Source organism: Burkholderia sp. SRS-W-2-2016 (genome assembly GCF_001931485.1).
In the GTDB taxonomy this organism is placed as follows: Bacteria; Pseudomonadota; Gammaproteobacteria; order Burkholderiales; family Burkholderiaceae; genus Paraburkholderia.
The window spans coordinates 18577-32178 of the sequence record NZ_MSDV01000058.1 but is presented as its reverse complement, the minus strand read 5'-3'; the positions used below and the strand labels follow the sequence as shown (position 1 = coordinate 32178).

At 67.1% G+C, this 13602-nt stretch carries 14 protein-coding genes; 11 read left to right on the top strand and 3 right to left on the bottom strand.

The window, feature by feature from the left end:
* Positions 1-47: 47 nt before the first annotated feature.
* The gene (locus BTH42_RS25265; RefSeq protein ID WP_075303904.1) at positions 48-929 is read right to left on the bottom strand and encodes a LysR family transcriptional regulator; all 882 of its coding nucleotides are present in this window, start codon (positions 927-929) and stop codon (positions 48-50) included.
* A gap of 102 nt (positions 930-1031) precedes the next feature.
* On the opposite strand from BTH42_RS25265, the gene BTH42_RS25260 reads away from it, so the two are divergent.
* Positions 1032-1964: a DMT family transporter gene (locus tag BTH42_RS25260; RefSeq protein ID WP_075303903.1), complete on the top strand. Its 933-nt coding sequence runs from the start codon at positions 1032-1034 to the stop codon at positions 1962-1964.
* Between the two features lie 33 nt (positions 1965-1997).
* Here the strand turns inward: BTH42_RS25260 and BTH42_RS25255 are convergent, their stop codons facing one another.
* Positions 1998-3296, bottom strand: coding sequence for an MFS transporter (locus BTH42_RS25255; RefSeq protein ID WP_075303902.1), 1299 nt, complete (start codon positions 3294-3296; stop codon positions 1998-2000).
* A 215-nt stretch (positions 3297-3511) separates the two neighbouring features.
* Between BTH42_RS25255 and BTH42_RS25250 the strand changes: the two genes are divergently transcribed.
* From BTH42_RS25250 to mdcH, 8 genes are read left to right on the top strand one after another with little or no spacing between them, the layout of a single operon-like run.
* Complete coding sequence (locus BTH42_RS25250) at positions 3512-4285, top strand: GntR family transcriptional regulator (RefSeq protein ID WP_075303901.1); 774 nt, start codon at positions 3512-3514, stop codon at positions 4283-4285.
* A 32-nt stretch (positions 4286-4317) separates the two neighbouring features.
* The gene (mdcA, locus tag BTH42_RS25245) at positions 4318-5979 is read left to right on the top strand and encodes a malonate decarboxylase subunit alpha (RefSeq protein WP_075303946.1); all 1662 of its coding nucleotides are present in this window, start codon (positions 4318-4320) and stop codon (positions 5977-5979) included.
* A gap of 2 nt (positions 5980-5981) precedes the next feature.
* On the top strand, positions 5982-6926 hold the full coding sequence (locus tag BTH42_RS25240) for a triphosphoribosyl-dephospho-CoA synthase (protein WP_075303900.1): 945 nt from the start codon (positions 5982-5984) through the stop codon (positions 6924-6926).
* A gap of 5 nt (positions 6927-6931) precedes the next feature.
* Positions 6932-7252, top strand: coding sequence for a malonate decarboxylase subunit delta (locus BTH42_RS25235; protein WP_075303899.1), 321 nt, complete (start codon positions 6932-6934; stop codon positions 7250-7252).
* Positions 7249-8157, top strand: a complete 909-nt coding sequence (locus BTH42_RS25230; protein WP_075303898.1) for a biotin-independent malonate decarboxylase subunit beta — start codon at positions 7249-7251, stop codon at positions 8155-8157. Before BTH42_RS25235 ends, BTH42_RS25230 begins: the two co-directional genes overlap by 4 nt.
* Positions 8154-8978 carry a biotin-independent malonate decarboxylase subunit gamma gene (gene mdcE, locus BTH42_RS25225; protein WP_075303897.1) on the top strand — a complete coding sequence of 275 codons (825 nt, stop codon included), beginning with the start codon at positions 8154-8156 and terminating at the stop codon, positions 8976-8978. Before BTH42_RS25230 ends, mdcE begins: the two co-directional genes overlap by 4 nt.
* Positions 8978-9706, top strand: a complete 729-nt coding sequence (locus BTH42_RS25220) for a malonate decarboxylase holo-ACP synthase (protein ID WP_075303896.1) — start codon at positions 8978-8980, stop codon at positions 9704-9706. The genes mdcE and BTH42_RS25220 overlap by 1 nt, the downstream gene beginning before the upstream one ends.
* The gene (mdcH, locus tag BTH42_RS25215; RefSeq protein ID WP_075303895.1) at positions 9706-10647 is read left to right on the top strand and encodes a malonate decarboxylase subunit epsilon; all 942 of its coding nucleotides are present in this window, start codon (positions 9706-9708) and stop codon (positions 10645-10647) included. The genes BTH42_RS25220 and mdcH overlap by 1 nt, the downstream gene beginning before the upstream one ends.
* Positions 10648-10748: 101 nt before the next feature.
* Here the strand turns inward: mdcH and BTH42_RS34990 are convergent, their stop codons facing one another.
* Complete coding sequence (locus BTH42_RS34990; protein ID WP_143752202.1) at positions 10749-11213, bottom strand: hypothetical protein; 465 nt, start codon at positions 11211-11213, stop codon at positions 10749-10751.
* Between the two features lie 107 nt (positions 11214-11320).
* Here BTH42_RS34990 and BTH42_RS25210 point away from each other — a divergent pair, with 107 nt between their 5' ends.
* A complete protein-coding gene (locus BTH42_RS25210; RefSeq protein WP_075303894.1) occupies positions 11321-12889 on the top strand; it encodes a transglycosylase SLT domain-containing protein in 1569 nt (522 codons plus the stop codon).
* A gap of 15 nt (positions 12890-12904) precedes the next feature.
* Positions 12905-13585 carry a VIT1/CCC1 transporter family protein gene (locus BTH42_RS25205; RefSeq protein ID WP_075303893.1) on the top strand — a complete coding sequence of 227 codons (681 nt, stop codon included), beginning with the start codon at positions 12905-12907 and terminating at the stop codon, positions 13583-13585.
* The last annotated feature ends 17 nt before the right edge of the window (positions 13586-13602 follow it).

Genomic DNA, 13602 nt, shown 5'->3' with positions numbered 1-13602 from the left:
GGCGTTCGTGGCGTTCGTGGCGCTCACAGCGCCCGCGGTAGCGACCGTCACTGCGCGCCGGCTCGCCCCACCGCGCGCAACGACAGATCCTGCACCATCTGCTGCGCCAGATAATCGCAAGTTGGCCGGTCCGACTTCGCGCTGCGCGCGACCACGATTTCGAGCGGCGCAATCGCCGGCAGCCCCTGTGCTTCGCCGAGAATCGCGAGCCGCGGCGGCACGCTGCAACGCGTGAGCGCGATCACCGACAAACCCGCATCGACGGTCGCGACCAGCCCCATCAGGCTCGCGCTGCTGAATGCCGCGCGATAGCGGATGTGCGCGGAATCCAGCGCGGCCAGCGTGTGCTGACGCGCGACGCAACCCGGCTCGTACAGCCCCACCGGCAACGGCGAGGCCGCCAGCACCGGCGTATCGACCGATGCCCCGACCCACACCATCGGCTCCGCGCGCACGAATTCGCCGCGCAGCTTGCGGTCGCGCGTGACGAACGCGAGGTCGATCTTGTTGTCGGCGAGCATCGGCGCGAGCGCGGTGCTCTGCGCGCAGACGATCTCGATCTCGACGTGCGGAAACAGCGTCGAAAAGCGCCGCAACACCGGCGACAGCAGCGACGACACATAGTCGTCCGGCGCGCCGAGCACGACCCGCCCGGTCACCTCGGGCCGCACGATCGCCGACCACGCCTCCTCCTGCAACGCCAGCGCGCGCCGCGCATATTCGAGCAGCGTATGGCCTGGCCGCGTCAGCGCGAGGCTGCGCGTATTGCGCGCGAACAGCGTGGTGCCGAGCATCGCTTCGAGCCGCTTGATCTGCATGCTGACCGCCGCCTGCGAGCGATGCACGCTGGCCGCCGCCTTCGTGAAACTGCCCGCGTCCACGACCGCGACGAAGCTGCGCAATAAATCGACGTCGAATTCGGGGTTCACGATTTATCAATCCGGCTGATGGAATTGCTCAATTTAATTCGTTTGTCGATGGACGGCAAGCGGGCCGATACTCGCGGACATCATCTACTGGAGCTGTAACGCATGTCCCTCACGTCACGACAACAAGGCGCGATCACGCTCGCCAGCGGCGGGCTGCTGATGGGCACGCTCGGCGTGTTCGTCGAGGAAGCGCGGCTCGATGCGCTGACGCTGGTGTTTTTCCGCTGCCTGTTCGGCTTTCTGTCGCTCGCCGCGTACTGCGCATGGAAAGGCTTTTTCACGCGCGCGCAGTTCACCCGTCGCACGCTGATGCTCGCGCTGATCTCAGGTGTACTGATGGTTACGCAGTGGGTCGGCTTCTTCGACGCGATTCATCGCACCAGCATCGCGGTCGCGACCGTGGTGTTTCATGTGCAGCCGTTCTGGGTCGTGCTGATCGGCGCGGCGCTGTTCAACGAGCGGCTGGGCGCGGACCGGCTCGGCTGGATCGCGACCGCGTTCGTCGGGCTGGTGCTCGCGTCCGGCGTGCTCGCGACCGATACGCTGCATGGCCACAGCAGCTATCTGATCGGCCTCGGCGAAGCGCTGCTCGGCTCGCTGCTGTATGCGAGCGTCACGCTGATCGCGAAGAGCCTCGGCGAATTGCGCCCGCATCTGCTGACGCTCACGCAATGCGCGGTCGGCGTCGTGTGTCTGCCGCTGGTCGCGCCGCTGGTGGGCACCCTGACGCTCACCCATATCGCACCGATGCAGTGGTTCTGGCTGATCGGCATGGGCGTGCTGCATACCGGGCTGTCGTATGTGCTGATTTACGGCGCGCTGCCGAAGCTGAGCACGCCGGTGATCGCGGTGCTGCTGTTCGTGTATCCGCTGACCGCGATCGTCGTCGATGCGGTCGTGTACGGGCGTGCGCTGTCGGCGCCGCAACTCGCGGGGATGGGCTTGATCGTCGCCGCGAGTCTCGGTGTCAATCTCGGCTGGCCGCTGCTGTCGCTGCTGGTTCCTCGCGGGCGGGCGCGCAGTCACGCGAAGTAGCGGGACAACGCGCGCCGGCCGCGGTTACCGCCGCTACTGCGGCAATACCTCGCCCTTCGTCTCCGGCGCGAACGGAATCACGAACAGCCCGACCACGAACGCGAGCGCGGTCAACGCGACCGGCACGCCGAGCGTGTTCATGTGCAGCACCGCCGCGCCGAGCAGGAAGTTCACGCCCGCGCCGATAAAGCGCCCGAACGACGTGCAGAACGCAAACGCGGTCGCGCGCACGCGGGTCTCGAACTGCTCCGGCAGCCACAGGCTGAACAACGCGAAATTGCCGCCGAAGAAACCGAGCACGAACAGCCACGCGATAAACGGCGCGAGCCCGTTGGGCAGATAGAACGCCCAGCCGAAGCTCGCGGCGATCGCGACCGCCATGCCGGCGAAATACACCGCGAGCGTCATGCGCCGGCCGATCCGTTCGGCGAGCGGCGGCAACGCGAGACAGCCGAGGATCGTGCCGATCGACAGCAGCCCGGTAGCCAGCGACGCGGTGCGGATCGAGTCGGCCTTCGACATGCCGGCGCGCGTCGCGAGCTGAATCACCGCGGACGGTTCATACACCGCGCCCGCCCACAGCCCGATGATCGCGATCGTCAGCAGAATCGACGCGACCCACGTGCGGCGCCGATAAGTAGGCCCGAGAATTTCGCGCAGCGGCTTCGCGCGCACGGTACTCGCTTCGGCCTTCTGCCACTTCTCCGGCTCCTTCACGCGCAACAGGATCATGATCGCGATCACGACCGGCACCGCGCCGGTCAGGAACATCGCGCGCCAGCCGAAGTGCACGCCGATCGTGTAGTTCAATGCGGCGGCGAGAAAGAAGCCCGCGTAATAGCCGGTCTGCAGATAACCGGCGCCCATCTTGCGACGATCCTCCGGCCACGCCTCGGCCACATAGGTGCCGGCCAGCGCCCATTCGCCGCCGATCCCGACCCCGGCAATGAAGCGATAGATACCGAGCTGCCACACATTGGTCGCGGTCGCCGCGAGGCCGGTGAAGATCGCGAACGTGAAGATCGTCGCGGCCAGCACCTTGGTGCGGCCGAAGCGGTCGGCGAGCGGCCCCCAGATGAACGACAGCCCCCAACCCACCAGAAACAGCGCGAACAGGATCGAGCCCGCGAGCCCGACATTCGACGGCGTCGCCGCGAAGCCGGAACGCGGCAGCAGCTCGGTCAACGCGGGCGTCAGCACCAGCGCGTAGATGAACGAGTCCATCCCGTCGAGCGTCCAGCCGGCCCACGCGCCCCAGAACCCGGCGATCTGCGAACGGTTGAGCGGCGTGCGCCGCCGTGCGACCGCAGCGCGGTCGGTCATTGTATTCATCGTGCTCCTCCAGACTACTTAGTTGGCGAACCTAACGAAAACGACAGCGCACGCGTGTTGAATGTTCTGCAAGCCCCTCGTACAACTAACGATGGGATAGCGCGAGCGCTTTCAGCGAATACTTTCCTGTAGCTTTCAGTGGCGACTTGCGATGCGACGATTGCGGGTTTGCCCGCGCTTTAATTAGCGTCTTTTTATATATAATATTTGATCTTATGAGCGACGCAACCGAAGGTTTTCCCCTGGAAGCGCCGGCACGCGGCACGCTTCTACCGGCCGCCACACCGCGCGAAAGCACCTCTCACGTGATCGCGGAGGCGCTGCGAGCCGCGATCGTCGACGGCACGCTGGCGCCCGGCGCGCCGTTGCGGCAGGACGCGATCGCGCGGCATTTCTCCGTGAGCGCAATTCCCGTGCGCGAGGCGCTGCGCCAACTCGAAAGCGAGGGCTGGGCACGCGCGGAGGTGCACAAAGGCGCGAGCGTCGCGCCGCTATCGGCCGACGAAGCGCGCGAAATCTACGAGATCCGCTCGGCGCTCGAAAGCCTCGCGCTCGGCCTCGCCATCCCGAATCACACCGCCGCGACGCTGCGCGAAGCCGCGAATCTGTGCCGCGCCGCCGAGCGCGAAGCGGACTCGTCGCTATACGTCGCGCGCAATGCCGCGTTCCATATGAGTCTTTACGCGCCCGCCGGCCGCCCGCAGCTCGAGGACATGATCGGGCTGCTGCACCGGCGCGGCGAACGCTATCTGCGGCTCAAGTTCGGCTTGCCGTCGTACAAGGGCGAGTCCGACAGCGAGCACGCGGCGCTACTCGAAGCCGTGCAACGCCGCGACATCGCGAGCGCGCAATCGCTGGTCGTCGCGCATCTGCTCGGCACCGGCGAGCTGCTGCACCGTTTTCTCACCGAACGCGCGCAGGCCGAAGCCGCGCTCGCGAATCAACCGAAGCCGCGCGGCAGACGCCCGCGCGCCACCACCGGGAGCTGATTGAGCCGATGACTGAGCTGATGACTGAGCCGATGAACCACCCCGCCGAAACGTCCGCCGCCGTCCGTTCATGGACGACCCGACGCGACGAAAAACGCCGCCGCCTTGCCGCGATCGCCCCGTGGCTCGAAGACGGCGTGCTGCCCGCGCATCGGATCATCGATGCACTCGAAACGCTGATCCAGCCGGGCGAGCGCGTCGCGCTCGAAGGCGACAACCAGAAGCAGGCCGACTTCCTGTCGCGCTCGCTCGCGAAAGTCGATCCCGCAAAACTGCACGACGTGCATCTGCTGATTTCGAGCATCAGTCGTCCTGAACATCTGACGCTGTTCGAGCGCGGCATCGCGCACAAGGTCGACTTCTCGTTCGCCGGGCCGCAGAGTCTGCGGGTCGCGCAACTGCTCGAAGACGGGCAGCTCGAAATCGGCGCGATCTATACGTACGTCGAACTGTACGCGCGGATGTTCGTCGATCTGACGCCGCACGTCGCGCTGCTGTGCGCGGAAAAAGCCGACCGCCACGGCAATCTGTACACCGGCCCGAATACCGAGGACACGCCGACGATCGCCGAGGCGGCCGCGTTCCGGCATGGGATCGTGATCGTGCAGGTCAACGAGATCGTCGATGAACTGCCGCGCGTGGATATTCCCGGCTCGTGGGTCGACGTGGTCGTGCAGGCGGACCGGCCATTCGCGGTCGAGCCGCTGTTCACGCGCGATCCACGTCATATCGGCGATTTGCAGGTGCTGACCGCAATGATGGTGATTCGCGGCATTTACGAGCCGTATGGAGTGACCTCGCTCAATCACGGGATCGGCTTCGACACCGCGGCGATCGAACTGCTGCTGCCCACCTACGGCGAATCGCTCGGTCTGAAAGGCAAGATCTGCCGCAACTGGACGCTCAACCCACACCCGACGATGATCCCCGCGATCGAATCGGGCTGGGTCGACAGCATCCATTGCTTCGGCAGCGAAGTCGGCATGGAAGCGTATATCGAGGCGCGCCCCGACGTGTTCTTCACCGGCAACGACGGCAGCCTGCGCTCGAATCGCGTGCTGTGCCAGTTGGCCGGCCAGTACGGCGTCGATCTGTTCATCGGCTCGACATTGCAGATCGACGCGGACGCGAATTCGTCGACGGTCACGCGCGGGCGGCTGGCCGGTTTCGGCGGTGCGCCGAACATGGGCCACGATCCGCGCGGCCGGCGTCATTCGAGCGAAGCGTGGCTGAAGCTGCTGAAAGGCGACGGGCCGGTCGCGCGCGGCCAGAAGCTGGTCGTGCAGCTGGCCGAGACCTACAAGAAAGGCGGCGAGCCGACCTTCGTCGATGAACTCGACGCGGTCGCGGTCGGCGCGAAGAACAACATGCCGGTTGCGCCGGTGATGATCTACGGCGACGACTTGAGCCACGTGGTCACCGAGGAAGGCATCGCGCATCTGCACAAGGCCGAGGGCATCGACGAGCGGCGCGCGGCGCTCGCCGCGGTGGCCGGCGTCACGCCGATCGGTCTGCGCGCGAAGCCGGAGAAGACCGCCGAGTTGCGCCGGCGCGGCATCGTCGCGTATCCGGAAGATCTCGGCATCCGCCGCGGCGAGGCCAAGCGCTCGCTGCTCGCGGCGCGCAGCATCGACGATCTGGTCACTTGGTCCGGCGGTTTGTACGCGCCGCCCGCGCGCTTCCGGAGCTGGTGACGATGGCGCCCGCTGCGGTTCTACTCGAACGTCGTCGGGACTCGGAGGACGCGTGGATCGCCGCGCGGTGGTTCGACGATGCGCGACTCGCGCGCTACGCGGTCACCGCGCTGAGCGACGAAGCGCAACTCACACCGAAGCCCGCGCTAGTGGACCAGCGCGGCAGCGGCGCGCATCGCGACCTCGATCTCGCGCTGATGCTGCGCTCCGCGCACGCGCTCGAACCGACTTTCGCGGCGCTCGCGCGCGCCGCGCGGCGGCGTGGCGAGCCGTCCGCGCTGCTGCGTACCGAACTCGCGCAGATCGGCCGCGCCGGCGAGCAGGACATGATGCGCGCGACCGGCGGCAGCAACGCGCATCGCGGCGCGATCTGGATCGTCGGTTTGCTGGTCGCGGGGGTCGCGCTGGATGTGAAGTCGCAGTTGACGGCGCCCGCGTCGATACCTGGGCATCCCAGGTATCCGGATGCGGCACGCGTCTGCATGCTGGCCGCGCGAATCGCGTGCTTTCCCGACCGCTTCGCCGCGCCGTCCGACAGTCACGGCGAACGCGCGCGGCAACGCTATCAGGTCGGCGGCGCACGGCAGGAAGCGCAGGACGGCTTTCCGCACGCACTGCGCGTCGGCCTGCCAGCGCTGCACGCGGCCCGTGCTAATGGCATCGATGAAAACGCCGCGCGCGTCGATGCGCTGCTCGCGATCATGACCACGCTCGACGACACCTGCCTGCTGCATCGCGCTGGCCTCGCCGGTTTGCAGGCCGGTCAGCGCGGCGCGCAACGCGTGCTCGACGCGGGCGGCAGTTCGACAGTCGCGGGCCGCAGCGCGCTCGCCGCGCTCGAACACGAGTTGCTGTCACTGAACGCGTCGCCCGGCGGCGCCGCCGATCTGCTCGCCGCCACCCTCTTTCTCGACATGCTGGCGCATCGCGACGCCGGCCGGAGCTGAGCCTCATGGAACATCTGACTTTCGACTATCCGGCGCAACGCGCCGTCACGACCCGCGCGCATGTCGGCGTGGTCGGTTCGGGCGATCTGGAAGTGCTGCTGTCGCCGTCCGCTTCGACTGGCGGCGGCGCGCTCGGCGCGCACGTGGTGGTGCGCACCAGCGTCGACGGCTATAGCCATATCTGGAAGAGCGTGCTCGACCGCTTCTTCACGCGCTACGACGGCGCGGCCGAGATCGAGATCAACGACTTCGGCGCGACGCCCGGCGTAGTCGCATTGCGGCTCGCGGAAGCGGTCGAAGCGGCGGAAGAAGGAGGCACGGTATGAGCACGGCGGTCAATCAACACGATTCGCTGCAAGCCGCGACGTCGGCGGCGCCGCTGCTGCGCGACAGCTTTATCGAAATGCCCGCGCGCGAACGGGCCCGCGCGCTGCTCGACGCGGGCAGCTTCCGCGAATTGCTGGGGCCGTTCGACCGGCTCGAATCGCCGTGGCTGCCGATGCAAGGGATTGTCTGCCAGGCCGACGACGGCTGCGTGATCGCGCGCGGCACGATCGACGGAGAACCGGCGGTGGTGGCCGCGCTCGAATCGGCGTTCCAGGGCGGCAGCATCGGCGAAGTGTCGGGCAGCAAGATCGCCGCCGCGCTCGAACTGGCGCTGCGCGATTGCGAGCGCGGCAAGCTCGTGCGTCCGGTCGTGCTGTTCGAGACCGGCGGCGTGCGCCTGCAGGAAGCGAACCTCGGGCTCGCGGTGATCGCCGAGATTCAGGCGGCGATCGTCGCGCTGCGCCGGCATGTGCCGGTGGTCGGTGTGATTGCGGGGATGGTCGGCTGCTTCGGCGGGATGTCGCTGGCGGCCGCGCTGTGTTCGTATCTGGTCGTGACGCGGCAGGGGCGGCTTGGGATGAACGGACCCGAAGTGATCGAGCAGGAAGCCGGTATCGACGAACTCGACGCGAGCGATCGCCGTCGCGTGTGGCAGTTGATCGGCGGCGAACAACGGGTCGCGAGCGCGCTCGCGGACACGCTCGTCGACGACGCGACCGACGCGGTGCGCGACGCCGTGCAGGCCGCGTTCGCGCAAGGGCTGCCGGCCGCGCATCGCAGCGAGCAGGTCGACACGTTCCTGCAACGGCTCGCGCAGATCGATCCCGCCAGCGTCACGCCCACGACGCTGCGCGACGTGTACAACCCGCATGGCCGGCACGCATCGAACGGGGAACAGGCATGAACGACACGACACTCACGCGCGGCGCGCGCTGGTTCAACGCACTCGCCGGCGCGGCTTCGAGCGCGGCGCCGGTGTGGAGCGGCGACGCGCCGCTCGGCGGCGAAACCGCCCGCTTCATCACGGTCGTGCCCGACCCGGCCAACCGCTTTCCGCGCGCGACCAGCAACGTGGTCGGGCTCGAACAGGGCTGGCTGCTCGCGCGCGCGGTGCGCGACGCGATTGAGACAGATGCGAATGCCGGTGCTTCGGGCACGCGCCGTCCGATCGTCGCGATCGTCGACGTGAAAAGCCAGGCGTACGGCTATCGCGAGGAAATGCTCGGCATCCACCTCGCGTGCGCGGCCGCCGTCGATGCGTATGCGAGCGCGCGCGACGCCGGTCATCCGGTGATCGCGCTGATCGTCGGCCCGGCGATGTCGGGCGCGTTCCTCGCGCACGGCTACCAGGCCAACCGGATCGTCGCGCTCGACGCGCCCGGCACGATGGTTCACGCGATGGGCAAGGAAGCGGCCGCGCGCGTCACGCGCCGCACGGTCGAAGCGCTCGATGAACTCGGCGAGAAGATCGTGCCGATGTCGTATTCGATGGCGTCGTTCGCGAAGCTGGGTCTGCTCGATCAGTTGATCGAAGGCGTCGATGCGGATGCGCCGGATGCCGCGCAGATCGAGCGGGTGCGAGCGGTGCTGGCCGGGCAGATTCGCGATGCGCGCGCGGGTGACCGGAGCCTTGCGCGGCGGCTCGATTCCGATGCGGCGCGGCAGACGCGTGCGGCGTCGAGCGAGGTGCGGCGGCGGCTCGCCGAACAATGGGATGCGGTGTGATGCGAGTGTGTGCGGCGCCGCCGTTTGCGACCGTGTGCGGTGATTTGCGGGCCGGTGCTGCGCAGGTCGCTGCGGACACCGGCCGGTGGCGCCCGCATGACCTGCTGCGCCTGCACTCGCTGCGTTCGTTCGACGGCGAACCGGCATGGGTGCGCGACGCGTTCGCGCGTGCGCCGTATGCGGTGGTCCGGCGCGCGCTCGCTGCCGATGGTTTTATTCCGGTCGGCATGCGCGGAAGCGGACGCGCGGAGCGTTACGGCACATGGGCGCATGCCGACGATATCGTCGATGCGGTGTCGCCGGAAGCGTTGGCGCAGTTGCAGCCGTCCGCCGAACGCATCGCGCTGCCCTGCTTTGCCGCGTTGGCTTCGTTACAGCAAGACGCGCGTGGTCCGCTAGCCGGATTCGTATGGGGTCCTACCGGTAGCGCCGGCTTCGAACTCGCGACGCGCACCCCGACCGTCACCGAAGGCAGCGATCTCGATCTGTTGATCCGCACGCGGCAGCCGCTTACGTTCGAGCTTGCGCGCGAGTTGCTCGAACAATTGCACACGGTCGCGACACGTATCGGCATGCGCATCGATGCGCAACTCGAAACTCCGTCAGGTGGCGTCGCGCTGGTCGAATGGGCGGCGGGCAAAGCACGGGTGCTCGCCCGCGCTGCGAGCGGCCCGAGCCTGCTCGCCGATCCGTGGGCCGCGGCGCAAACGCACGGCGGTACTGCCTGATGCTCGCCCTGCTGTTTCCCGGCCAGGGCGCACAAAGCGACGGCTTTCTGCATCGTCTGCCACAGCATCGCGCGGTCAGCGACACGCTGGCGGAAGCATCCGACACGCTCGGCATCGACGTGCTGACGCTCGACTCATCAAACGCGTTGGACTCGACCGTCGCCGTGCAGCTAGCGCTGACGATCGCGGGCGTTGCACTCGCCCGCGCGCTCGCCGACGAAGGCTTGAGCGCGGAGATCAGCGCGGGTCTGTCGGTCGGCGCGTACCCCGCGGCCGTCAGTTGCGGCGCGCTTTCGTTTGGCGATGCATTGAAGATGGTCCGGCGACGCGCGGAATTGATGGAAAGCGCGTATCCGTCGGGCTATGGTCTCGCGGCGATTTCCGGTCTCACCGAACATCAGGTCGACACGCTCGCCACGCGGCACGCCGAAGCGACGCAGCAACGCGTCTATATCGGCAACGTCAACGCGCCGCGCCAGATCGTGATGGCCGGCGCGAACGACGCACTCGATGCGTTTATCGAGCGCGCGTTGGCGGCCGGCGCGCGCAAGGCGACACGTCTCGCGGTCAGCGTGCCTTCGCACTGCGAACTACTCGCGCAAGCGAGCGATGACCTGCTCGCGTTCTCGCGCGAGCTGCCTTTCCAGCGGCCGCACAGCGGCTACATCGGCAATCGCGGCGGCCGTCCGCTCTATACGGCCGATGCGATCCGCGACGACCTCGCGACCAACATGCGCTACACCGTGCGCTGGTTCGATGCGCTGACCGCGATGCAGGAGATGGGCGCGAGCGTGCTGCTCGAAGCCCCGCCGGGACAGGTGCTGACCGATATCGCGCGAGAGAACTTTCCGGACACCGCCGCGCTCGCGGCGAATGCGTTTGCGCCCGAGCAGTTCGACCGCCTCCTGGCGACCGTGCGTCGAAGGCTGGAGCGCGACTAAGCCGGTCAGCGGCCCGCCCGCAAGCCGCCGAACATCCCCCTGCCACGACGCGCGAGCCGCCGGCCTACAAGCCAGGATAAACGGAACGCCTACTTACTTTCTCACGGCGGTCCCGCTGAACGAACAGGTTGCGTGCGGCTGGCAGCGCACCGGGTGAAAAGCGAGGGTCGTGGAGCACGCACCTGTTCGTGCATCGCTCGATCACCCGTCAACCCGTGACGGCCGATCGCATCGACAGCGTGGTGTGGAATACGACCACCAGCAGCGACGTGTGGAACGGCATGCGCCATTGATTGAAACAAGGACACGAGCGTGACGCCGAACGTGTCGGCCCGCACCGGAATGTCCGCGGTCGGGATGGGCTTCAGCACCAATGGCAGCGTGAATGGCGGAACGTTGCAGAATCCGGTCGCGCCGAACAACGCGTCATTTACGCTTTCCGTGAAGCGGGTCGCGCAATAACGGCGCAGCGTGCAAGCGTGGTGAAGCGCATCCGCCACCCGCGCCGGGTGGTGGATGCTATAGGACCATAGGCTCATTTCCAGCCGGTGCGCTTGTGCCATCATGGAAATGCGAGCCTCCTTTGCGGGAAGCCGCAACCGGCCTGCCCGGTGGCCGGAACCCGTCGCCACGCGCGACAGTCAATGACGAGCGCGGCGCTCGGCGCGACATCATGCGATTTGTTCATACGTTGCTGGTCGTGGCAGCTTGCTGTCTCGGCGCATTCGGCGGGCAGACCCGCTGCTGCGCCGCTCAGGCCGCGACCGCGTCCACGCCGGCGGCTGCAGCGCCGGCCGTGTCGCCCAGCGCGCCGCCGGCTCCCTCTTCCTCGACGTCAGCCGCCGCTTCAGCCGCCGCCCCCGCCGCGCCGCGCCGGCTCGATCTTGCGATCCAGCAGCGCTTCGGCGACTTCGATGCGATGCTCGACCGGCGCGTGATCCGCGTGCTGGTGCCCTATAGCAGGACGCTTTATTTCAACGAACTCGGTCACGAACGCGGCTTGACCGCGGGGCTGATGCGCGACTTCGAGCGCTATCTGAACAAGGTCTATCAGCCCGTGCTCGGCAAACGTCCGCTCACGCTGATCATCATTCCGACCACGCGCGACCAGTTGCTGACCGCGCTGGTCGCCGGCAAGGGCGATATCGCGGCCGGCAATCTGACCGCCACGGACGCGCGCCTGAAGCAGGTCGATTTCGTCGCGCCGCGCGACCGCACGCCGGTCCGCGAACTGGTCGTCACCGGGCCGAAGTCTCCCGCGCTCGCCACGCTCGACGATCTGAGCGGCAAGACCGTGCACGTGCGCGCGAGCAGCAGCTATTTCGACAGTCTGAATGCGCTGAACGCGCGCTTCAGGAAAGAAGGCAAAGCGCCGGTCAAACTGGTGTTGCTGCCCGATGCGCTCGAAGACGAGGACGCGATGGAAATGCTCAATGTCGGGCTGATCCAGATCCTCGTGGTCGACGACTGGAAGGCGAAGTTCTGGGATCAGGTCCTGCCCAACATCGTCGTGCACGAGAACATCGCAGTGCGCGAAGGCGGCTATATCGGCTGGGCGATCCGCAAGCAGAGTCCGAAGCTGCAGCAGGCAATCAACGATTTCTACCGCGACTACGTGAAGAAGCAAAGCGTCGCGGAAGTGCGCTTGCGCCAGGAGTTGCAGCGGGTCAAACAGATTTCCAACAATGCGGAGTCGGCGGAACTGAAGCGTTTCAGCGATACGGTCGCACTGTTCGAGAAGTACGGCTCGCAGTATCACTTCGATCCGCTGATGCTGGCCGCGCAGGGCTATCAGGAATCGCAGCTGAACCAGAACGCGCGCAGCCACGTCGGCGCGATTGGCATCATGCAACTGATGCCCGCGACCGGCAAGGAGCTCGCGGTCGGCGATATCAAGGTGACCGAAGCGAATATTCACGCGGGCGCGAAATATCTCGACAAGCTGATGGCCCGCTACTTCCCGGACGCGAAGTTCTCCGACACCGACCGCGCGCTGTTCGCATTCGCGAGCTATAACGCGGGACCTTCCAACATTGCGAAGATGCGCAAGGAAGCGGCCGCGCGCGGACTGTCCGCCGACAAATGGTTCAACAACGTCGAGATCGTGGTCGGCGAGAAGATCGGTATCGAAACGACCACTTACGTGCGCAACATCTACAAGTACTACGCCGCGTATCGACTCGTTCAGGATGCCCAGGCAGCGCGGCAGCGCGCGCTGGGGCAAGTGCGCAAGTCACAGTGAAACAATGGAGGTCCCGTGGCCACCGCCCCTTCTCTCCAGCAGCAGGTGCCCGAAAAGCGCCAGCCGGTCCTCAATACCGTCGACCGCGTGACCGAACTGTGTTTCGGCCTGTTCATGGCGTTGACGTTCGTCGGCGCGGTCAAGGCGGTCGGCGCGGGCGACGACGCCGGCCGCAAGCTGTTTTTCACCGCGCTCGGCTGCAACCTCGCGTGGGGCCTCGCGGATGCGGTGATGTTCATCGTGCGCAATCTGGCCGATCGCGGCCAGCGGCTGACGCTCGCGGCGACCGTGAAGCGCGACGCGAATCGCGCGGCCGCCGTGCAGACTTTGCGCGACGCGTTGCCGGCGTCGCTGGAACCGCTCGTCGACGATGCGGAGCTCGAACTGATTCGCGCGCGTCTCGCCGCCAGAACCTCGCTGCCACCCCGCGCTCATTTCATCCGCGAGGACTTCGTCGGCGCGCTCGGGGTGTTCCTGCTGGTCGTCATCGCGACGTTTCCGGTCGCGCTGCCGTTTCTGCTGATCGACGATCGCACGGCGGCGCTCGTGATCTCACGCGTGCTGACCCTGCTGATGCTGTTCACCGCGGGCTTCGCGCTGGGCCGCTACACCGGCGGCGGCGCACTGAAGACCGGCTTCGCGATGACGCTGCTCGGCATCGTGCTGACGGTCGCGATCATTCTGCTGGGCGGGTGACGTTCCGCATGCACCGT

Bases quoted from the DNA above. Each gene is read 5' to 3' on its own strand.
- BTH42_RS25235 (WP_075303899.1), top strand. From the start codon at position 6,932: ATGGAACATCTGACTTTCGACTATCCGGCGCAACGCGCCGTCACGACC.
- BTH42_RS34990 (WP_143752202.1), bottom strand. From the start codon at position 11,213: ATGATGGCACAAGCGCACCGGCTGGAAATGAGCCTATGGTCCTATAGC.
- BTH42_RS25240 (WP_075303900.1), top strand. From the start codon at position 5,982: ATGGCGCCCGCTGCGGTTCTACTCGAACGTCGTCGGGACTCGGAGGAC.
- BTH42_RS25210 (WP_075303894.1), top strand. From the start codon at position 11,321: ATGCGATTTGTTCATACGTTGCTGGTCGTGGCAGCTTGCTGTCTCGGC.
- mdcH (WP_075303895.1), top strand. From the start codon at position 9,706: ATGCTCGCCCTGCTGTTTCCCGGCCAGGGCGCACAAAGCGACGGCTTT.
- BTH42_RS25250 (WP_075303901.1), top strand. From the start codon at position 3,512: ATGAGCGACGCAACCGAAGGTTTTCCCCTGGAAGCGCCGGCACGCGGC.
- BTH42_RS25260 (WP_075303903.1), top strand. From the start codon at position 1,032: ATGTCCCTCACGTCACGACAACAAGGCGCGATCACGCTCGCCAGCGGC.
- mdcA (WP_075303946.1), top strand. From the start codon at position 4,318: ATGAACCACCCCGCCGAAACGTCCGCCGCCGTCCGTTCATGGACGACC.
- BTH42_RS25255 (WP_075303902.1), bottom strand. From the start codon at position 3,296: ATGAATACAATGACCGACCGCGCTGCGGTCGCACGGCGGCGCACGCCG.
- BTH42_RS25230 (WP_075303898.1), top strand. From the start codon at position 7,249: ATGAGCACGGCGGTCAATCAACACGATTCGCTGCAAGCCGCGACGTCG.
- BTH42_RS25220 (WP_075303896.1), top strand. From the start codon at position 8,978: ATGCGAGTGTGTGCGGCGCCGCCGTTTGCGACCGTGTGCGGTGATTTG.
- mdcE (WP_075303897.1), top strand. From the start codon at position 8,154: ATGAACGACACGACACTCACGCGCGGCGCGCGCTGGTTCAACGCACTC.